Origin of the sequence: Sediminibacterium sp., assembly GCF_019264485.1 — a bacterium.
Taxonomy (GTDB): domain Bacteria; phylum Bacteroidota; class Bacteroidia; order Chitinophagales; family Chitinophagaceae; genus Sediminibacterium.
In genome coordinates, this window is the sequence record NZ_JAHVAA010000002.1 from 1 (window position 1) to 21,334 (window position 21,334).

A 21,334-nucleotide genomic window follows, 5' to 3' on the forward strand; every position below is an offset into this window, starting at 1 on the left:
GCTGTAGTAATCGTGCCACTTGATGTGATGTTCTGGATATTAGCCAGATTCGTAATCGTGCCTTGTGTACCCGCATTCAGTGTTGCACTGATCGTACCGCCAATAATATTACCCGTCACCGTGATATTATCAAAGGTACCAGAGCCACTGTTTACACTTGTGGCGCTTACTGTGCCGATCTGTGCTGTACCAGTTACACTTAAGTTTGTCAGACCTGTTAAGTTCGTAATCGTTGCATTCGTTGCACTCACCGTTCCTGCCTGCACCGTTCCTGTCAGACTTAAATTAGTAAGACCTGTAAGGTTCGTAATATTTGCATTCGTCGCACTTAAGCTCGCTGTAGTAATCGTGCCACTCGATGTGATGTTCTGGATATTTGCCAGGTTCGTAATCGTGCCTTGTGTGCCGGCGTTCAGTGTTGCGCTGATCGTGCCGCCAATAATATTACCCGTTACAGTGATATTATCAAAAGTACCAGAACCACTGTTTACACTTGTGGCGCTTACAGTTCCGATCTGAGCTATGCCAGTTACACTTAAATTAGTTAAGCCCGTAAGGTTTGTAATATTCGCATTCGTCGCACTTAAGCTCGCTGTACTAATCGTACCACTCGATGTGATGTTCTGGATATTAGCCAGATTCGTAATTGTGCCTTGTGTGCCGGCGTTCAGTGTTGCGCTGATCGTACCGCCAATAATATTACCCGTCACCGTGATATTATCAAAGGTACCAGAACCACTGTTTACACTTGTGGCGCTTACAGTTCCGATCTGAGCTGTGCCAGTTACACTTAAATTAGTCAGGCCTGTAAGATTCGTAATCGTTGCATTAGTAGAACTTAAAGTACCGGCCTGTATAGTTCCTGTTGCACTTAAATTATTTAATCCCGTCAGGTTCGTAATATTCGCATTCGTCGCACTTAAGCTCGCTGTAGTAATCGTACCACTTGATGTGATGTTCTGGATATTTGCCAGGTTCGTGATCGTGCCTTGTGTGCCCGCATTCAGTGTTGCACTGATCGTACCACCAATAATATTACCCGTCACCGTGATATTATCAAAAGTACCAGAGCCACTGTTTACACTTGTCGCACTTACCGTTCCTATCTGAGCCGTGCCCGTTACACTTAAATTAGTCAGACCTGTCAGGTTCGTAATCGTTGCATTCGTTGCACTTAAAGTACCAGCCTGGATAGTTCCTGTTGCACTTAAATTATTTAATCCCGTCAGGTTCGTAATATTCGCATTCGTCGCACTTAAGCTCGCTGTAGTAATCGTACCACTTGATGTGATGTTCTGGATATTCGCCAGATTCGTAATCGTCCCTTGTGTGCCCGCATTCAGTGTTGCACTGATCGTGCCACCAATAATATTACCCGTCACAGTGATATTATCAAAGGTACCTGAGCCACTGTTTACACTTGTGGCACTTACCGTTCCTATCTGAGCCGTGCCCGTTACACTTAAATTAGTCAGACCTGTCAGGTTCGTAATCGTTGCATTAGTAGAACTTAAAGTACCGGCCTGAATAGTTCCTGTTGCACTTAAATTATTTAAGCCCGTAAGGTTCGTAATATTCGCATTCGTCGCACTTAAGCTCGCTGTACTAATCGTACCACTCGATGTGATGTTCTGGATATTAGCCAGATTCGTGATCGTGCCTTGTGTGCCGGCGTTGAGTGTTGCACTGATCGTGCCGCCAATAATATTACCCGTCACAGTGATATTATCAAAGGTACCAGAGCCACTGTTTACACTTGTGGCACTTACCGTTCCTATCTGAGCCGTGCCCGTTACACTTAAATTAGTCAGACCTGTTAAGTTCGTAATCGTTGCATTAGTAGAACTTAAAGTACCGGCCTGTATAGTTCCCGTTGCACTTAAATTATTTAATCCCGTAAGGTTCGTAATATTCGCATTCGTCGCACTTAAGCTCGCTGTAGTAATCGTACCACTTGATGTGATGTTCTGGATATTCGCCAGATTCGTAATCGTCCCTTGTGTGCCCGCATTCAGTGTTGCACTGATCGTGCCACCAATGATATTGCCCGTCACAGTGATATTATCAAATGTACCAGAGCCACTGTTTACACTTGTGGCACTTACGGTTCCAATCTGTGCTGTACCAGTTACACTTAAATTACTTAAGCCACTTAGGTTACTGATATTGGCATTGGTAGCACTTACTGTTCCTGCCTGAATAGTGTTGGTTACACTAAAATTATTTACACCAGTAAGATTTGAAATATTAGCTGTAGTAGCACTGATTACATTTGCTGCAATCGTTCCACTTGCTGTGATATTCTGTATGTTGGCAAGATTTGTAATCGTATTCTGGGTACCAGGGTTTAACGTCGCACTGATCGTACCACCGATGATATTACCCGTTACAGTGATATTATCAAATACACCACTTCCTCCCGTAATATTTGTTGCATTTACATTTCCAGCCTGCAAGGAACCTGTTACGCTTAAATTGGTCAGGCCTGTAAGATTCGTGATCGTTGCATTCGTCGAACTTAAAGTACCAGCTTGGATAGTACCCGTTGCACTAAGATTGGTAAGCCCTGTAAGGTTAGTGATATTGGCATTGGCAATTCTTGCATTGGTTGCAGTAATTGAATTAATATTCGCCAGATTGGTGATACTTGACTGTGCAGATGATGATAATGTTCCACTAAAAGTTCCACCTGTAATGGTTCCTGTTACAACAAGATTAGGCAATGTATCTACATTCACCTTTAATTGTGCCATACTGGCTCTAATGGCTGCAAGAGAATCTAAAAATCTATTCTCCCTTATATAACCGCTTAATAGAGCAGCCGTATCCTCTAAAAATAGTATACTCGATGATGGTATCTTTCGAAGCACACCTCCAAATGTGGTAACAATCGAATCAGTTTTTAATCCATTGAATGTTGGTGCGGTAAGTGTACCTACTGATCTTGGTTCCCAGGTATTAATACTTGAATTAAATACATAGACCTGACCATTGGAAGGCAACGTATTTGATATCAGTCTTGACATCAGCCTGTTGGCATTCCACAAAGGCGACAAATATTTGGCACCTACAACCCAGTCGTTCCCATTCACAGTAGTTACTGTAACACTGGTATCGCCTTTCATGTTAATAGCTCCTACATAATCGTTGAAACTTGCAACCCCTGAAGTACCACTTACACTACCAAAACTGGTCCATACACCTCTTTGGCGTACATAGAATTTTTCATCTGCCACACTGTACACCAACATACCATTAACTGCACTGTCCTGAGGAATGGCCAGAGTATCGGATATGCGTGGTAATAGCAATGCCTTATCCACTCCATCAATCTGCAAGGCAATATGTCTGTTGAAAATAACAGATGTACCAATGGCTAAACCTCTTGCGTTAAGAATAAGGTTATTACCCATACGCAAAGTATCCGTTGCAATATGGTTACCCAGGTTATCACCAAATGTCTGCGCATTAGTCTTCACTACCAGTGATAATAATATCACCGACAGGATAAGTAATCCTTTTGGAATTGATGCTATTCTCCTCACTATGCGCTGACTAATACTCACTAATACAAATTATTTTACAATTACTATTTTATACTGACTTCCTTTTACATTCACAGCCTTAGCCGTAAAGTTGCCGAACCGGATATTTACTATTCCATCTACTTTGCACCATGCACTATACACAGTCCAATCTATATAATCATCTAATGCTGTGATTAAAATAGGATCTCCGGCCTTTGCATTTGGAACAGCAAGTGTAATGACAGTACTGGTATTGGGTCTAATTTCAGCATCTGCACCAAGAGCAGATGCCAGGCTACTAGTTACATTGGTTACCTGTGTTACATTAACCTGTGCGGCCTGCGGTTGGGTCCAGTTTACATTACCCAAACTATCTGTTGTTAAAAAAGTATTAGGCGGGCCCGGATTAATACTTGTATTTACATTCGTTACACTCGCATTACCGGCATACAAGGCATACGGCACACTCATGATTTGAGATGTTCCTATATCAACAAAATTATTAGCCGCTATCCACCAGGGTGCTGGTATGGAAGGAGCTATGGCAATTTTTGTATTCACAAAATAAGGTCCATTGCCCCAGTCAATCTGATTCAAACTATCTTTTAAAGCAGGGTTGGTAGAACGGATCCCTCTGCCCATTATATAACCAAAAACACCATCATTATCTGATTGAACCTGTTGCGCTTCCTCATAAACAAGAACCCCTCCAACTGGTCTGGCCTGATAAATAGCAATACGCAGGTGGATGGTACGGTTACGCGCAGGGTTACCCTGGTTGTCTTTTGCAACACTTTGTAAAAACCAAAATGGCGGCGGCTGGGCAACCAGACTTTCTGTCAGAAAAACTAACAGCAACAGGATTCCCAGTTTGATCGTTGTGTTTTTCATACACGGTTAATTATATACGGTTAACAATTAAGTTCAGACTTAAAAGTTTTCCATAGGATACGGCTTTAAAAACCTTTTAGTTGTTCAGAGGACAAGACTTTTAAAAAATGGTCTTTCATAGGATAGGTCAATGTCGCTCTTTTATTTTTAAGGTATTGATTAAGTTATACTTATAACCCAACAAAAATACCTGATTTCCTCCCCTCAAGCCGATTATAATTTACTTAATTGTAAGCTATAACGCTTGTTCATAAACTCCACAATTACCACATAAACACCCGCTGCCCAGGCGTTTCCATTGATCATGTAACCCGCTTTTATCTTACTCATGGCTACATTCTGCCCCAATATCACTTTTCCATCCAGCGCCACCACTTTTACCTGACAAAACAGGTTCTGGTCAAAATCACCGGCTGCTTTCAGCATGGTTGAACCACGTGTTGGGTTTGGATACACATTTAACGACAAAGAAAAGCGTGTAGTATCTGCTACCGGTGGCTTTTCCTGGCAGGCGGCCTGAAACAGACCAGTACCGTTGTTTGCAATAGTCAAAGAGGTAGCTGAACCACCAATTGACAGACATTTAGCTGAACCACTGATATTTACAGAAGGGGTTGAAACAATACCACTGTTCGAACTCAGGAAACTAATACTCATCTGGGCCTTACCTGATGTACAGGCAAGCACCAAAACCATTATGATGAAATATGTTAGTTTCTTAATTGGCATAATACACTTCTCTCACAATCTGCGAAGGATACCCCGGAGGATTGGTAATCTCCATGTCCAGGGATTTTTCTTTTAATTCACGAATCACATAATCTCTTGTAAGAGCACCCAGCGGGCCATTGTTAACCACCTCTTTTATCTGGATAACACTTAGCAGGTAAGCATTTCCCCTGTTACCATCATCGTCCAAAAAAGTAGCGGTAAAAGCACTCTGGGTTCTGGTGTAGGTCTTGTAATACTTCTTCTGTGCGTCGGTCAGCGGTTGCAATACCCCATTTACATAAATGGCTTTAATGAACCATTTTTTGTTCCCCAATTCACTGGTCAGGTAATCGAAAAGCACTTCCTGCTCAGATTTTGGAACAATAGGATCTTTACTGCAACCGGTAAAAAAGAAAGCACCTGACGCCAATAAGGCTGTCAAAACAAATGCTTGCATTTTTTGAATCAGTTTCATCTTTTGTTTATTTCCGGATTAGTTTGCTTGGTTTATTTCAGAAATATTGCTTTCTGAAAAAGCAGTCTTACAGAGGATAACGGCTGTTTGTCTTCTGTGCGGGGCAGTTCATTGGAATGAACAGGCAAGACCGGACAGATCAAAAAGTCGTGGATGGATTGGACTGGTTTGGTTTCAAAGGATTGGACCTATTGCAAGTGCAAGACTTACATGATTCGGCGTTTTTAACAAACGCTGTCTTCAGAGAATAGGATTTAATATTTTGCGACTAATTGATTATCAATCGTTCGCATAGAAATAATCACAGCTTTTCAGGGACTGGATTAGGGATAGGGTTATGAGCGGATTAAACTCATAGTTGACATCAAGGGCGCGGATTAAAAGCTTGGTGCTTAGTAGGATTGGATATTGTGATGCAAATATAACACTATAAACGTGTAGTAATTTAACTACGAGCCTATTTTAAGCGAATTATAATACCCATAAAAAAAGCCCCGAAAGGGGCTTTTATATAAAAAATATATCAATTATACTTTGAAGTGAGAGAAGGCTTTATTTGCTTCTGCCATTCTGTGCGTATCTTCTTTCTTTTTGAAAGCGGCACCTTCACCTTTGCTCGCAGCAACAATCTCATTTGCCAGCTTGTCGGCCATGGTACGACCATTACGCTCACGGCTATAACGAATCAGCCATTTCATGCTCAGGGAAATCTTACGATCTGCACGTACTTCAGAAGGAATCTGGAAAGTAGCACCACCAATACGACGGCTCCTTACCTCAACAGCCGGAGTTACGTTGGCAATCGCCCTTTTCCAGGTCTCATAACCATCTTCACCAGTCATCTTGGTTACTTTGTCTACTGCATCATAGAAAATATTGATCGCAGTGCTTTTTTTACCCTGCCACATCAGGTTATTGATGAAACGGGTTACCAGTTTATCATTGAAACGACCATCTGGTGCTAAGGGTAATTTTTTGGCTTGTGCTTTACGCATGACGTATAGTAATTAGCTGATTAACAGATTAATAGGTTATTTTTTTGCCTTTTCTTTCTTGGTTCCGTATTTAGAACGGCTTTTCTTACGGTCTTTCACACCGGCAGTATCAAGACTACCACGAACAATGTGGTAACGTACACCCGGAAGATCTTTCACACGACCACCACGGATCAGTACGATTGAGTGTTCCTGTAAATTATGACCTTCACCCGGAATATATGCGATAACTTCTACCTTATTGGTCAGACGCACTTTCGCTACCTTACGCAGAGCTGAGTTCGGTTTCTTTGGAGTGGTAGTGTACACCCTGGTACACACGCCGCGACGCTGCGGACAAGCATCCAAAGCCCTTGACTTACTTTTGGCCCTGATAATTTCGCGACCTTTTCTAACTAATTGCTGTATTGTAGGCATTCTTTACCGTTTAAAATTTCGGACGGCAAAGGTAATGGCTGCATCTGAAACTTCAAAAAGTTTTCAAAAATTTTACGTCAGCCTGTGGATAATCTTGCCCTTTGAGGCATTTATTAGCTTGATTTAATGCCTTTACCACGAGGTTCCATCATTGCAATTTCGCAAAAACAGGTATAAATACACCGGTATAAGATGAATTAATACGTGAATCGGCTTTATCAGGCGAATTCACCCTTTTCCGGGCTTAGGTTTAGCTATAAGCCCTTCTTATGTCAAAATATGTACTCCCATTTATTTTATCGCTGCTGGCTGTCCACTACCTGCCTGCTCAATTATCGCCTCTTCCCTACCAGCAGCCTGGCAACTCCCTTCAACAGTCTTTTAATGGTTTGCCTGTCAGCGGAACTTTTAGTTTGACCGGTAAGGGCCCCCACCCACTCTACCAATTACCGGTACCAACCACTGGTTTACAGGGTTGGTATATTTTACAAATTGATGGAAGTCAACCAAATACAAATTTTTCTGTTAGTACCGGATCTGCAACCGGAAGTGGGGTGTACAGCTATGGGGCAAGTGGCAATGCGAACCGCTCGCTTGGGTCGCTCGCTTCTGGTACAGGGGTGTATGGTTTTGGACTCATACTCAAAAATGAAACGGGTTTAATCCTCAACCGTATCCAAATTCGTTTTCTGGCTACCCAATGGCGAAAAGGAGGGTCAGGCAATAAAAATACCTGGCGCTTCGGATACCAGCAGGGAGATACTGTTAGACCCGCAACCGATACTTCGATAAAAGACAGCCGCTTCGATTTCGGCTCCATTCATTCAAGTACGGGTGCGACTACTTTAAACGGCCATCAACCCGCCAATCAAGTCTGGATTGAAGATAGTATCAATACTATTTTCTGGCTGCCGGGACAGGAACTTTTGTTGCAATGGACTGATTTCGACGAAACAGGCAGTGACGACGCCATGGCTATTGATGATTTTAGCTTTAAAGCTTTTCAACAAGCCGGTTTACCCGTCATCAGCGAGGTCAAAACAGACAGTATCAGCGCGCGTAAAGTTGCTGTAAGTGCTTTGGTTAATGATCAATTGTCAAATACATCTGTTGACGTAGAGATAGATACCTCGTTCAATTTATTGACGGCCTCAACTCTGCAAAATATTATTCCCGGTTTAATCGCAGCTGGCTCCAGAAATGTAAAAGTCGGCACGCAGATTAATCAGTTATTACCTGCAAAAAAATACTACTACCGTTTTATAGCTCGAAACCAACAAGGCATAAGCTATGGATCTGTTGAATATTTTATTACAAAAGCAGAATTACCCGTTATCTCAACAGATTCTCTGGTAAAATTAAGTGATAACAGTTGTGCTGTATTTGGATCGATCAGATCAAATGGCGGCGACTCCATTCTGGAAAGAGGAATTTGCTGGGCGTTAGATTCATTTCCCGCTATCAATCAAAACAGTTTGCTGATTGCCGGTACTGATACAAATTTTCATGGAAGTATTTTTCAGCTTCCATCAGGAACAAAAATATTTTTCAGGACTTATTGCAAAAACTCGGCGGGTATTGCTTATGGCAATGTTGTTTCATGGTTCACACCAACATCCATAGTAAGTTTTAAAAGAAACGGCTCGCATATTTCTAATAAGGATACAATCGTATACCAGATTCAATTCAAAGAAAAAGTAGAAGGCATTGGCCCGGAGCACTTCCAGATTCTTACAAACTCTTTTTCTGATGCCCGTATAATTGAGCTAAGAGAAATTAATTTATCCTGGCAACTTACCATACACACGGGGAATAAAGATGGAAGTATCACTCCTGTCTTTCTGCATCACAACTTATACGAGCCACAGGTTATCAATACACCTTTCAGTGCAAATACTACAATAATTGACAAAACAGGTCCTCAGATACATACTGTTCAATTACAAAACCGTCCTTACAAACCGGGCGATACTGTTGTGGTATTTATTGATATAAAGCCAGAAAAAAATCCAATCAGAATGGTGAGTGGAAACTTGCAGGGCTATCCTTTGCAACAATTACATAAACTAAATGACAGCAATTGGAAAGCATTTTGTGTTATTAAAAACAGCGGACAGGAAATCAGTGCAGAAGAAGATATCGAAGCAACTATTGTATTATCAGATGAAGCCGGCAACCAAAATAATATCGTTTCATTCATAATAAAACAGAACAATGATGCCATTGATTTAACTAGACCAGCTATTGAGCGAATTTTTATTCCATCAAAATCCTTGCTGAAATCGGGCGACAGTTTATTATTACAGGTTCAATTTACCGAAGCTGTAATATTGGATAGTTTGTATGGAAGCCCTCTTTTATCAGTTACTATCGGCACAAGAATCAGGAATCCATTTTTATACCAGATCAGCCCAAAAAACGTTTTTACATTCTGTTACATCATTCAACCTGATGAATTGGATATGGATGGCATTCGTATTGCCAGCAGCATTACGCTCAATAACGCTATCATTACAGATAGAGCGGGCAATCTGCTCAATAATAATATCCCCAATGCAGGCGTATTTAGCAATTTTAGAGTGGATGCGGTTGCACCTGTTATTACAACTGTAACAACACCCATTGCCAGAACATATGGCATTGGTGATTCTCTTTATTTTAATGTATTTGTTTCAGAGCCGCCAGTCATTCACACAACAACTCAGTTTCCGAAGCTTGAAATAACAGTTGGCAATACCCTGTATCATCCAATATATTTATCAGGCAGCAATAATCCACTCAGGTTTTACTGGGTTGTACAAAAAGGGATATCAGATAAAAATGGACTCAGTATTTCAAATCTGCTGATAAACAGCGAAGGCATTACAGACAGCAGTGGAAACAAGATAGAACCTGTGTTAAAAAACATTGGCAGCTTAAGCAATGTTTTCATAGACGGCATCTTGCCTGTTTTTAAAGACAGTATTGCAATAGTCCAGGTTTGTATAAATGGCGAAACCTCCCTGAGTGATGCATTAAAAATTGACTCCGCCGAAGCAGGCGAAACATTAAGCTGGACAATACTTTCAGCCCCTTTAAACGGAAGCATACAAGGTCTGCCATTTAGCACTAAGTGGGTTAACGGTAACCAATTAACTGCAGTTATTTCTTATACGCCAACCCTTATAACAAGCGGTTTTGATGAATGTATCATTCAGGTATCTGATGGTGTGAATACGAACAACCAAAAAATAAAAATTCAGGTAAATCCACCTATCAGCAATAATACTATTACAGCTGATCAAATGATTTGCGCAGGTTTTTCTGCGCAACCATTACAGGGTAAAACAATAAATGGAGGGAATGGTATTTATGAATTTATCTGGGAATCAGGCAGTGATAATTCAACCTTTCAAAAAGCACCGGGGGTCTATAATAAAGAAACATATCACCCATTGAATATGCACAGCAGCAAAACATTCAGACGTATTGTATCATCGGGCGCCTGCAGCGACACTTCAGACAATGTACTTATTGAAGTACGCTCAAGTGGTTTATGGTTGGGGCAACAATCGAATAGCTGGAATATTGGCGGTAATTGGTGCGGCGGAACTATGCCTGACAGGCAGACAGATGTTTTTATTACTGAAGCTGATAGTAGAAACTTTATTGAGGTCAATGACAGTGCATTTTGTAAATCCTTATTTATCCACCCTTCACAACTGCTTCGCATCACTGGTTCACTTTTATTTACCGGCTCATTATCCGGCTCAGCTAATATTGATGTAAGTAAGGGAGTTATAATTTCTGGAGGAAAAGAGAAACAGTTATTGCACACAAGTATTTTCACCAATAAATCAGTTGCAGGTTTGATTGCTGCTGGCACTGAACTGGAACTTAGTGATACTTTATTTATTCAGGATTATTTCTCCATTCAAAAAGGAATACTGAATAGTAACGACCTGCTCTTTCTAAGCAATAAAGCAACCAATCATCCAAATGCACCGGGTACCATTTTAAAGGGGCGAGTTTCCACAACACGGAATATTGCCGGAAGGCAAAGAGAATTATTCATACACCATCCATTTAAAAATAATCTGTCTGTTCACCTCTCACCCGACAGTAATTTTTTACAGAACAAGGGTTTTGTATTTTTTACATCAGGCTTTTCAGCAAGTGACAGCATTTACATGATAAACAGCATACAACCCATAAACAAAAATGCTGTGTCATTTAAATGGCAATCCTTTGAAACAGGTAAAGATACTTTATGGCCAGCCGGCAGGGGAATTACATTATCAAATCCGGCTCAGCCATCCCTGAACAAAAATCCCATAACATTATTCTTTAATGGTACCGGTATAACGGGGGATACCGAAATTGAATTTCCGAATGGTGCAGACAGTAATTATTTGTTAACCGGCAATCCATACCTATCTCCCATCAATTCAAAATTTATTACAAAGAGTGATGGGATCGGAAATTATTACTGGGTATGGGATACAAGCCTTGCCACACATGGAGCCTATCGTACCAAAGCTTTTGCTGCGAATAATACGATTGTGAATTTTGAAGGTTTTATCATTAAAACAATATCAGACAGGCCATTATTTCTATCTTATTCAGAACAATCAAAACAAATTATACCCATACCCGATTCACTGGAAGACTGTATAGAAAATACTCATCAATTTGAAATAGAGTTGATAAAAGACAGCATACTTCATGATAAATTACTGATACTGGATGTTGATTCAGCCAGAACGAGATATGATGCAGCAGATGCAGAAAAAATCATGAACCCTGAATCGAATCTGTATACCTTAAGTGCAGACACTATTCCATTATCTGTTGATGCAAGATGGATGACCAACCGAACATATATTCCGTTAGGTATTCATACAAAAGTTGACGGACCATTTATATTCCGATTTTCACGGGTTTGGTTAAAGCCGGGTATTGAAATTGAACTATATGACTCCTATACAGGAAACAAAATAAAAATTGATACCAACAAAACTTATCATTTCACCATAACAAAAGACACTGAAAGTTTTGGCAGAAACAGATTCGTCATCCGCTCACCACAAAAGCCCGATCCACCGGAGGAAGTATTGGAGCTACAACTTTATCCGGTACCTGCCACACATATATTGAATATTACGTTACAAGCAAGAGAAAAAGCAAATACACGTATACTGATTAAAAATGTAACGGGGCAGCTAATCCTGAGTCAAAACATGGGAGAACAACAGACATTTACACAACAGATTCCTGTTAGCAGTTTATTAAAAGGTCATTATATAGCAGAAGTTCATTCAGGCAAATATGTAATAGCAAAAACATTTATCAAACTATAAAAAAAATGGCTCACAAAAAAGTGAGCCATTCATTATAAAATGATATCATGTTATACTTTAAACATCCAGCCGTGTGTATCAGCAGCCCTTCCTTCACGGATATCTGTAAGTCTGGTTTTTAATTCAGGCGCTATTTTCCATTGATCAGTATCGAAATGCATTACATAATCCTTGTAACGAAGTTCTTTGATCAGTGAAATTGTTGCAGCTGTTCCTGTTCCAAATACTTCATACAAAATTCCGGCACGGTGTGCATCCATCAGGTCTTCTATACTGATCTTTTTTTCAACTACCTCAAGGCCCATGTCTTTCAGCACTTCCATGGCGCTGTCTCTCGTAACACCTGCCAGAATAGTCCCTTCTTCGAGTGAAGGGGTTACAGCAGTATTTCCAATGATAAAGAACACATTCATGGTTCCAACTTCCTGCAGGTAGCGATGTTCAAATGCATCGGTCCAGAGAACCTGATCGTAACCAGCTTTCTTAGCCTCTGCTGTTGCCAACATACTTGCACCATAGTTACCTGCATTTTTAGAGAACCCTACTCCACCCGGAGCCGCACGTGTATACTTCTCTTCCACATAAATTTTCATGGGTGCAGTATAATATGGACCAGTGGGACTTAATATAATCATGAATTTATAAGTCTCAGAAGGTTTAACACCAATCACCGGATCTGATGAAAACATAAAAGGACGGATATACAACGAATGGTCTTTCATAGAAGGAACCCAGTTCTTATCTATCTCAATCAGCATACGCATACCTTCCATAAAAATTTCTTCCGGAACGGTTGGCATCTGCATACGTTCTGCAGAAATATTGAAACGTTTAAAATTATCCTGTGGGCGAAATATGGCCACATTGCCATCCTGATCCTTATATGCTTTAATGCCCTCAAAAATAGCCTGACCATAATGCAGTGCAGCAACAGAAGGTTCCATCAATAATGGCTGGTAAGGTTTGATTTCTACATTTTTCCACTCCCCATTTTCATAATCAGCCTCCAGCATATGATCTGTAAAATATTTTCCAAAAGGAATATTTTCCAATGTCATTTCGAGTAACTTACTGGTCTCAACTTTCGTGATGTTTATGTCTAGTGCTGCTGTCATAGTTCTATATTTGGCGCAAAGAAACGAAAAAAATAAAAACTAACAACTGTTAATATTTCACATTGTATGAACCCTCCCAACATTCAGCTGCCCGATTTTGTGCTCTCCGACCTTTACAAGTCGCAGTTGGTGGTAATTGGTGAATCAACAATTGAGAGCAATTTACCCAAAAAAAAGCAGTTGGAGACCCCTGTAAAACCAGAATTTCTGGGTGATAACAGGAAAAATATATGTATTCTGGTAAAAGAACCCGAGGCCGTGTATTTAAACGACAATTCTTTGCAATTTCTATCTGCAATACTTGCCGCCTGCAAGCTTAACCTGGGGGATGTGGCAATTGTTAATTTTTTAAATAACCCTTCTGATTTTTCCGCATTAAAGTCATGGCTACAGCCCAGGTTTATGATGGCATTTGATATTCCACCAGCTTCATTAGAGCTTCCGTTCGACTTACCCAATTACCAGGTACAGGCTTACGATCAATGCTCCTTCTTATTTGCACCATCACTTAACCTGATGACCGCTGATTCCAGAGAAGCCAAACTGGAGAAAAGCAAACTATGGCTTAGTCTTAAAAATATGTTCAATATATCATGAACAAACCAACCCTCATATTCGCAACCAATAACCAACATAAGGTTGATGAAATCAGCAGTGTTATCGGTAATCAGGTACAGGTGATTACTTTAAAGGATGCGGGTATTGATATTGATATACCAGAACCCCACCCGACACTGGAGGCCAATGCTTCTGAGAAATCTACTACCATTCATCGCCTTACCGGAAAAAATGTATTCAGTGAAGATACCGGGCTGGAAGTAATGGCATTGAATGGAGAGCCTGGCGTAAAAAGTGCGAGGTATGCAGGAGAACAAAAAGATTTTCAGGCCAATATCGATAAATTATTATCGCATTTACAAAATACACCTGACCGCTCAGCGCAATTCAGAACCGTTGTTTCGCTGATATGGAACGATAAAGAATACCAGTTTGAAGGCATTTGCAAAGGAACTATCACTACTACTGCATCTGGTAACAGTGGTTTTGGCTATGATCCGGTTTTTATACCTGATGGTGCTTCCATAAGCTTTGCAGCAATGACTATGGAAGAAAAAAACCAATACAGCCATCGCAAAAAAGCCATTGTACAACTGGTCGATTTTTTAAACCAACTGACAGATGAACCGAATTAAAATAAACCTTCCCGACAGTTTTCACTTTTCAACAGAACTGGTAATACGTATCACCGATCTGAACTATGGTGGCCATGTAGGCAATGACGTGTTTTTATCATTGATACACGAGGCACGTGAGCAATACCTGCTCTCTTTCGGATACAAAGAACTTTCTTTTGAAGGTGTGGGACTTATTATGGCTGATGTGGCGCTTGAATATAAAAAAGAACTATCCCACAGAGACCGGATACGTATTTCTGTAGCAGCCGCCGATCTTGATAAACTTGGCTTTGACCTTTTTTATAAAATAGAAATGGAAACAGCTGAAGGCTGGGTACTGGCCGCTAAAGCCAAAACGGGTATGATCTGTTTTGATTATACAAACCGAAAAAAAGTAAGTATCCCTGAAAAAGCAGCAGCAAAATTGACAAGTCAATAAGTAACCGGACCATGAAGCAACAAAACTGTTTTTCTTTTTTTCTTGTACTTGCAGCGTTCACCAGTTTTGGCATCAACAGTATTGCACAAGATTTACCTGCTTATAAAAATAAAAATCTCCCTATAGCAGAAAGGGTAAAAGATCTTTTATCGAGGATGACAGCGGAAGAAAAATTTTTTCAGTTGTTTATGATTCCCGGTGAGATTAAAAAAGGGGAAGAAGAAAAATACAGACATGGTTTATTTGGTTTTCAGGTAAGTGCCGGATCATTGAATGGTAATGCAGCACAACAAATACTGCAATACAATACCAGAGAAAATGCACTGAGTCTTGCCAGAAAGATTAATACCCTTCAACGGTATTTTGTAGAACAAACCAGACTGGGTATTCCAATCATACCTTTTGACGAAGCATTACATGGATTGGTTCGCGAAGGAGCCACCGTTTTCCCTCAGAGTATCGGACTGGCTGCTTCCTGGAACACGAATCTGATGGAACAGGTGTCGAATGCCATTGCGAAAGAAGCATCAGCGAGAGGTATCAGGCAGGTATTATCACCCGTTATCAATATTGCTTCAGATGTTCGTTGGGGGCGTACAGAAGAAACCTATGGAGAAGACCCCTTCCTCAGTGCTAAAATGGGTGTAGCATTCATCAAATCATTTGAACAGAAAAATATCATTACCACCCCCAAACATTTTATTGCCAATGTAGGCGATGGTGGCCGCGACAGTTACCCTGTATTTTTTAATGAAAGATTGTTCCAGGAAATTCACTACCCACCCTTTATTGAAGCCATTCAAAAAGCGGGTGCCAGATCAATCATGACTTCTTATAATGCAGTTGACGGAAGTCCGGCCACTGCTCATAAAAAACTGCTTACAGAAACACTGAAAAAACAATGGGGTTTTACAGGTTTTGTTATTTCTGATGCCAGTGCCGTAGGTGGCGCCAACGTTCTACATTATACTGCCAAAGATTATGCTGATGCGGGTAAACAATCTATCAGTAATGGTCTGGATGTAATTTTTCAGACACAGATTGATCATTATAAACTTTTTATTCCGCCATTTCTTGACGGCAGTATAGAACAGGAAAGAATAAATGATGCAGTTTCAAGGGTTTTAACTGCAAAATTTGAACTGGGTTTATTTGAACAGCCATATGTCGATGAAAAACTGGCTGCAGATAGGAGTTATAAAAATACCCACCAAGAACTGGCTAAACAGGCTGCATTGGAATCAATTGTATTATTACAAAATAGAAAGAATGCACTGCCTCTTTCAAAAAATATTCGTTCCATTACATTGGTAGGTGCAGATGCCAAAGAAGCAAGACTGGGTGGATACAGTGGCGCAGGCAATGAAAAAATAAATATTCTGGAAGGACTTCAATCATTACTACCTCAAACAAAAATCAGGTATACTGAGGGTGTTCCAAGACAAACAAAATCTTTTACCATAGTTCCGGAAAAAGTGTTTTCATATACGGAAGGCAATCAAAAAATTAATGGTTTGAAAGGATCGTACTATAAAAGTATTGACTTGTCTGGTACTCCGGTTTTACAACGCACCGATAAAACCATCGATTTTCACTGGACTTTATATGGTCCTGATGAAAAATTACCAAATGATTTCTACAGCATCCGATGGACAGGTATTCTGCATGCGCCGGAAAGTGGAAGCTTTAATATAGGATTAGAAGGGAATGATGGTTTTCGCTTTTATCTGAATGATCAGCTTATTATTGACCAGTGGGAAAAACAGAGTTATCATATAAGAACGGTCCCTGTTCAATTGCAAAAAGACAAAGACTATGCAATACGTATTGAGTTTAAAGAAACCAATGGCAATGCCCATGTTCAATTAATATGGGATCTGGGGGTAAAAGACGATCATAATGTCTCCATACAACAAGCTGTGGCAATGGCTAAAGAAACAGACGCCGTGATTGTTGTTGCTGGTATTGAAGAAGGCGAATTCAGAGACCGCGCCTCTTTACAGTTACCGGGCTTACAGGAACAACTCATACAGGAGTTGGCCAAAACCGGAAAGAAAATAATTGTTGTTTTAATTGGTGGTAGTGCAGTTACCATGACCAACTGGATTGATCAGGTTGATGCAATAATAGAAGCCTGGTACCCGGGAGAACAGGGTGGTCATGCTGTTGCCCGTGTATTAACGGGCGATTATAATCCATCGGGTAAATTACCCATCACCTTCCCGCTGTCTGAAGCACAGCTACCATTGGTTTATAACCACGCCCCTACAGGACGTGGGGATGATTATAATAACCTCACGGGTCTTCCCCTCTTTCCTTTTGGATTTGGGTTAAGCTATACCAGTTTTCAGTTCTCTGATCTTGTGATTGATAAGCCCGTTTTGAAAAAAGGAGACAGCACATTGATCAATCTTACTGTAACAAATACAGGTATAAGAGATGGGGATGAAGTAGTGCAGTTGTATATCAGGGATTTATTATCATCTGTTTCCCAACCCGTGATGCAGTTAAAAGGCTTTGAACGTATTCACCTGAAAGCAGGTGAAAGCAGGAAAATAAGTTTTAAAATATTACCTGAACATCTTTCTTTATTTGATACAGATATGAATAAAGTAATCGAACCGGGCGATTTCAGGTTGATGATTGGTTCATCATCAAGAGACATTAAACTCAAAGGAACCCTTATTATTCAATAATTAATATTCAACTTCGAAATTCAAAATTGGATATTCGATATTCATCATTCCCTTTCGTTCCAGATACGCCAGCTCTCTTCTGCCTGTATTACCAGCATTTCGGCCCCATTTTGTATGCTGGCACCAGTGGCTTTTGCTTTTTGCAGAAACAATGTTTCAGCTGGATTATAAATAAGGTCGAAACAGTGATGCTGCTCGTTGATCCATTGAAATGGAATAGGAGGATATTGATCAACTAAAGGCGACATACCCAATGGTGTGGTATTGATGACAAGTGTATGGTTTCTCATTAGGTCTTCATCGAGATCATCATAAGCTAATGATGTAGCCGACTTTGTTCTTGATACATACTGAAATGGAATTTCTCTTTGCCTGAATACATATGCCACTGCAGCAGCTGCTCCACCGGTTCCCAATACCAAGGCACGTTGATGATGTGCTTTCAGGTAAGGCAGCAAAGACTGTTCAAAGCCTACTACATCGGTATTATGCCCAACAAGTCTGCCATTTTCTATTTTCACACAATTACAGGCACCCATTTCCTCTACAACGGGAGAAGCTGATGACAAAAATGCCAATACCTCCTTTTTGTAAGGAATGGTTACATTGAAACCACATAGATCATGCTGTTGTTCGAGAATATTTTTTAACTGATCAATCTGCGCAATTGAATAATTCTCATATACCACACCCTCAATTGATTCTTTTGCAAATTTTTCTGTGAAATACCGTTGCGAAAAGGAATGACTGAGTGGATAACCGATGAGGCCGTAGCGTTTCATCTTATGGTTTATTAAGGTAAAGCTCAAAAGTATCACCACGCAAACCAATACGCATGGCTTCAAGAGCCAGTATCTCGTGCGGTGCAATATTTCCAAGGTTCACATTACAACCAATCAGTTCAAGGAAGTACAATTGTTGCGCTTTCTGCGGGGCTTCCCAGATAATTTTTTCTTCAGGTATCTGTGTCAGGATTTCCTGTACCAGTCCTTCGCGTACTTCACCACTTCCGCGATAGATACCCACATTACCTGCTTCACGGGCTTCGGCAATAACATAGGATGAACCTGCTTCCAGTTCAGCCCGCATCAGTTCAATCCATTTATAGGGAGGAATAATATGTGCAGCATCTTTACTACCCACTTCACTTAATACTGTACCATGCTTGGTCAGTTTCTCAATATATCCGCATTTTTCAGCATGGGGTATGCTGATTGAGCCATCACTCACTTCCATATAATTGATGCCATAGTCTTTACACACATTGATATAATCTTCGAACTGGTTACGAATGAGGAAGGCTTCAAATAAAGTTCCACCAAAATAAATAGGAACATTGTATGACTGGTATGCTTCAATTTTCTGACGCAGGTTAGGCGTAACAAATGAGGTACCAAAACCAAATTTTACAATATCTACATGGGGGCCACCCACACTCATGAAATTATGGACTTCATTAATGCTGAGTCCTTTGTCCATTATCATTGTTAATCCGGAAGTACGAGGCTGTTGAGTTCTGTCGGGAATCTGAGAAAGGTTAAAATTCATGTAGGTTGTTTTACGCACGCAAAAATAAGTTAATCAGCGCATTTTGCGGGCTGCCTTTTCATGAATATGGGTAAAGGATGGATTTGTTTATATTTTTTTCCCTTTTTTGTAACGAGCCACAATATCTACTACCTGGTTATTCTGGAGAATAGAAGGGTTGATTTCAATAAATTTTTTTACCAGTCTTGGTGCTTTTTCCATGGCTTCTTCCAGCTTCAGTAATGCCTCCTTTGATTTTCCCATTACAAAAAGCATGGCACTCTGGTAAAACAGAAATACAGGTTTGCCGTCTGTTGCTTTTAATGCTGCCAGACATTGTTCAACTGCTTCTTCATGAAATCCGGCTTTAATCAGGCAGCGTATTAAAGCCTCCCAGCCCGCCACGTTCCTGGTTTTATGCCGCACAACCGTTCCAAAATACTGAATAGCATCTTTATACTGGTGAAGGTTCATTTTGCATTCACCCATGGCCAGGTTATATTCCGGTATGGAACGATGAATGCGCATGGCATTGTCCAGTTGCTTTACCGCACTGGCCCACTGCTCTTCGAGCATATAGGTAACTGCTATCTTGTAATGAAGTTTACTGTCGTCGGGATTCAGGTGCACCGCTTTTTTATAATGAAAACGTGCCTGTGCATAATTACCCATGCGGTGATAGCAATGACCAATGGCTTCATAAATCACATCTTCGGGTCGGGTGAGTTCAAGTACTTTCTCCAGCACTTCAATGGCTTCTTTGTATTTACGCAACCGCAGGTAGGCATCACCCATATTGCGGTAAGCATAATCAAATTTTTCATCGATGGCTACAGCATACTGATAGGCATCAATGGCTTTTTCATAGAGTTTAAGCCCCTGATAAGCTGCTGCCAGGTTAAACCAGGCCAACTCGCTGAATGGCTGGTCTTCAATGATCTGCTGGTGCAAACGGATACTTTCCTCATTACGACCCGTAAAATCAGTCCAGAAACATATTTTATACAAAGCCTCCTCGTTGGAAGAATCTTCCTCGAGAATCAGCTTCAGGCAATCAAATACTTTATCAAACTCCTCGTAATCATCATATACATCCGCCAGTTCAAAGAGTAAATCAAGCCTTTCCTCCCCCTCAAACATACCAAGCGCTGCTTCCAGAAGCGCTACTGCTTTCGGTTGCTGGTCGAGTGCCAAATATGCATCTGTTTTTAATATGTATAGGTTGATATCGCTACTATCGAACAATTCGGCATTTTCAAGCACGTCCAGGGCCTCCTTGTATTTACGGGATGCCAGTAACAGATCAGCCTTCTTGATCATTAATTGTGAAGAGTAAGGATACTGTTCAAGACCCGTTTCTGCCGCTTCAAGTGCTTCATTGATATCATCTTTTTCATCGTAATAATCTATAATACGTTCAAAAGCATCTTCTTCAATAAAACTGTGCTGGCGACCTTGTTTCAGATTTTGATACTGTTGGAGGAGTTCTTTGAGGGCTTCTCTGTCTTCGCGGTACGGATTGTCTCTCATCTTTCAATGGGTTTACCTAAAATAGGCTGAAAAAACCTTTTTTCCAAGTTTCCCGTAACTTTTTTTACAACTAAACGTTAAGTTAATATTGTGCGAATTGTTTTTTTATTAAATAAATATTTACCTTTGTCCAAATGACGGTCCGTAAACACATACGAAAACTAACTGTAGCTACCCTATTTGTATTGGGTGCTCAATTGGCTTTTGCTGCGTTTACGTTTACCGGTATCACGGAGAAAAAAGCAAAAGAAAGCACTTACAGCCTGAAAAACATGCATCATCTTTCAGCCAAAGCGGTTTCTTATTCTTCGCTGAAATACTCACTGCACCTGAAAAATGGTTCTCAAACCGTAACCCAGCAGTCTACTAAAAATGGTATGGAGGTAACTTCTTTACTTCGCTACAATAACGGAAATACTTCTTATGTATATCCTTATAAGTTCAAAGTAAAAGTTCCCAAGTTTAAAACGCCTGCTCCCGCACAGCGTTAATTTCAC

16 protein-coding genes are annotated in these 21,334 nt (G+C 40.5%); 6 read left to right on the plus strand and 10 right to left on the minus strand.

All coding sequences use genetic code 11. The features are described 5' to 3' along the window. The 6 genes from KXJ59_RS00310 to rpsL all read right to left on the minus strand — a co-directional run. A partial coding sequence (locus tag KXJ59_RS00310) for an S-layer family protein (RefSeq protein ID WP_295199884.1) occupies nucleotides 1-3,566 on the minus strand: 3,566 nt, incomplete at its 3' end. 9 nt (nucleotides 3,567-3,575) lie between these two features. Continuing rightward, nucleotides 3,576-4,418: a hypothetical protein gene (locus tag KXJ59_RS00315; RefSeq protein ID WP_295199886.1), complete on the minus strand. Its 843-nt coding sequence runs from the start codon at nucleotides 4,416-4,418 to the stop codon at nucleotides 3,576-3,578. 213 nt (nucleotides 4,419-4,631) lie between these two features. After that, nucleotides 4,632-5,114, minus strand: coding sequence for a T9SS type A sorting domain-containing protein (locus KXJ59_RS00320; protein ID WP_295199887.1), 483 nt, complete (start codon nucleotides 5,112-5,114; stop codon nucleotides 4,632-4,634). A gap of 22 nt (nucleotides 5,115-5,136) precedes the next feature. Then, the gene (locus KXJ59_RS00325) at nucleotides 5,137-5,604 is read right to left on the minus strand and encodes a hypothetical protein (protein ID WP_295199888.1); all 468 of its coding nucleotides are present in this window, start codon (nucleotides 5,602-5,604) and stop codon (nucleotides 5,137-5,139) included. A 527-nt stretch (nucleotides 5,605-6,131) separates the two neighbouring features. Beyond that, on the minus strand, nucleotides 6,132-6,599 hold the full coding sequence (gene rpsG / locus KXJ59_RS00330; RefSeq protein ID WP_295199890.1) for a 30S ribosomal protein S7: 468 nt from the start codon (nucleotides 6,597-6,599) through the stop codon (nucleotides 6,132-6,134). A gap of 36 nt (nucleotides 6,600-6,635) precedes the next feature. Further along, a complete protein-coding gene (rpsL, locus tag KXJ59_RS00335; protein ID WP_026767866.1) occupies nucleotides 6,636-7,016 on the minus strand; it encodes a 30S ribosomal protein S12 in 381 nt (126 codons plus the stop codon). 269 nt (nucleotides 7,017-7,285) lie between these two features. Between rpsL and KXJ59_RS00340 the strand changes: the two genes are divergently transcribed. After that, a complete protein-coding gene (locus KXJ59_RS00340; RefSeq protein ID WP_295199892.1) occupies nucleotides 7,286-12,355 on the plus strand; it encodes a T9SS type A sorting domain-containing protein in 5,070 nt (1,689 codons plus the stop codon). 50 nt (nucleotides 12,356-12,405) lie between these two features. On the opposite strand, the gene KXJ59_RS00345 is transcribed toward KXJ59_RS00340, so the two are convergent. Then, on the minus strand, nucleotides 12,406-13,470 hold the full coding sequence (locus KXJ59_RS00345; protein WP_295199893.1) for a branched-chain amino acid aminotransferase: 1,065 nt from the start codon (nucleotides 13,468-13,470) through the stop codon (nucleotides 12,406-12,408). A 66-nt stretch (nucleotides 13,471-13,536) separates the two neighbouring features. Here KXJ59_RS00345 and KXJ59_RS00350 point away from each other — a divergent pair, with 66 nt between their 5' ends. The 4 genes from KXJ59_RS00350 to KXJ59_RS00365 are packed head-to-tail and all read left to right on the plus strand — an operon-like array spanning nucleotide 13,537 to nucleotide 17,780. Continuing rightward, complete coding sequence (locus tag KXJ59_RS00350) at nucleotides 13,537-14,067, plus strand: hypothetical protein (RefSeq protein ID WP_295199895.1); 531 nt, start codon at nucleotides 13,537-13,539, stop codon at nucleotides 14,065-14,067. Further along, on the plus strand, nucleotides 14,064-14,663 hold the full coding sequence (gene rdgB, locus KXJ59_RS00355) for an RdgB/HAM1 family non-canonical purine NTP pyrophosphatase (RefSeq protein WP_295199897.1): 600 nt from the start codon (nucleotides 14,064-14,066) through the stop codon (nucleotides 14,661-14,663). Before KXJ59_RS00350 ends, rdgB begins: the two co-directional genes overlap by 4 nt. Further along, nucleotides 14,650-15,084: a thioesterase family protein gene (locus KXJ59_RS00360; protein WP_295199899.1), complete on the plus strand. Its 435-nt coding sequence runs from the start codon at nucleotides 14,650-14,652 to the stop codon at nucleotides 15,082-15,084. Before rdgB ends, KXJ59_RS00360 begins: the two co-directional genes overlap by 14 nt. A gap of 11 nt (nucleotides 15,085-15,095) precedes the next feature. Further along, nucleotides 15,096-17,780 (plus strand): glycoside hydrolase family 3 protein, encoded by a 2,685-nt coding sequence (locus KXJ59_RS00365; RefSeq protein WP_295199901.1) that lies wholly within the window; start codon nucleotides 15,096-15,098, stop codon nucleotides 17,778-17,780. Nucleotides 17,781-17,824: 44 nt separating this feature from the next. On the opposite strand, the gene aroE is transcribed toward KXJ59_RS00365, so the two are convergent. The 3 genes from aroE to KXJ59_RS00380 form a co-directional block, all read right to left on the minus strand. Next, nucleotides 17,825-18,562, minus strand: a complete 738-nt coding sequence (gene aroE / locus KXJ59_RS00370; RefSeq protein ID WP_295199903.1) for a shikimate dehydrogenase — start codon at nucleotides 18,560-18,562, stop codon at nucleotides 17,825-17,827. 1 nt (nucleotide 18,563) lies between these two features. Further along, complete coding sequence (locus KXJ59_RS00375) at nucleotides 18,564-19,328, minus strand: phosphosulfolactate synthase (RefSeq protein ID WP_295199905.1); 765 nt, start codon at nucleotides 19,326-19,328, stop codon at nucleotides 18,564-18,566. Between the two features lie 87 nt (nucleotides 19,329-19,415). Continuing rightward, nucleotides 19,416-20,837 (minus strand): tetratricopeptide repeat protein, encoded by a 1,422-nt coding sequence (locus KXJ59_RS00380; RefSeq protein WP_295199907.1) that lies wholly within the window; start codon nucleotides 20,835-20,837, stop codon nucleotides 19,416-19,418. Between the two features lie 134 nt (nucleotides 20,838-20,971). Between KXJ59_RS00380 and KXJ59_RS00385 the strand changes: the two genes are divergently transcribed. Next, complete coding sequence (locus KXJ59_RS00385; RefSeq protein WP_295199909.1) at nucleotides 20,972-21,328, plus strand: hypothetical protein; 357 nt, start codon at nucleotides 20,972-20,974, stop codon at nucleotides 21,326-21,328. Nucleotides 21,329-21,334 lie beyond the last annotated feature (6 nt).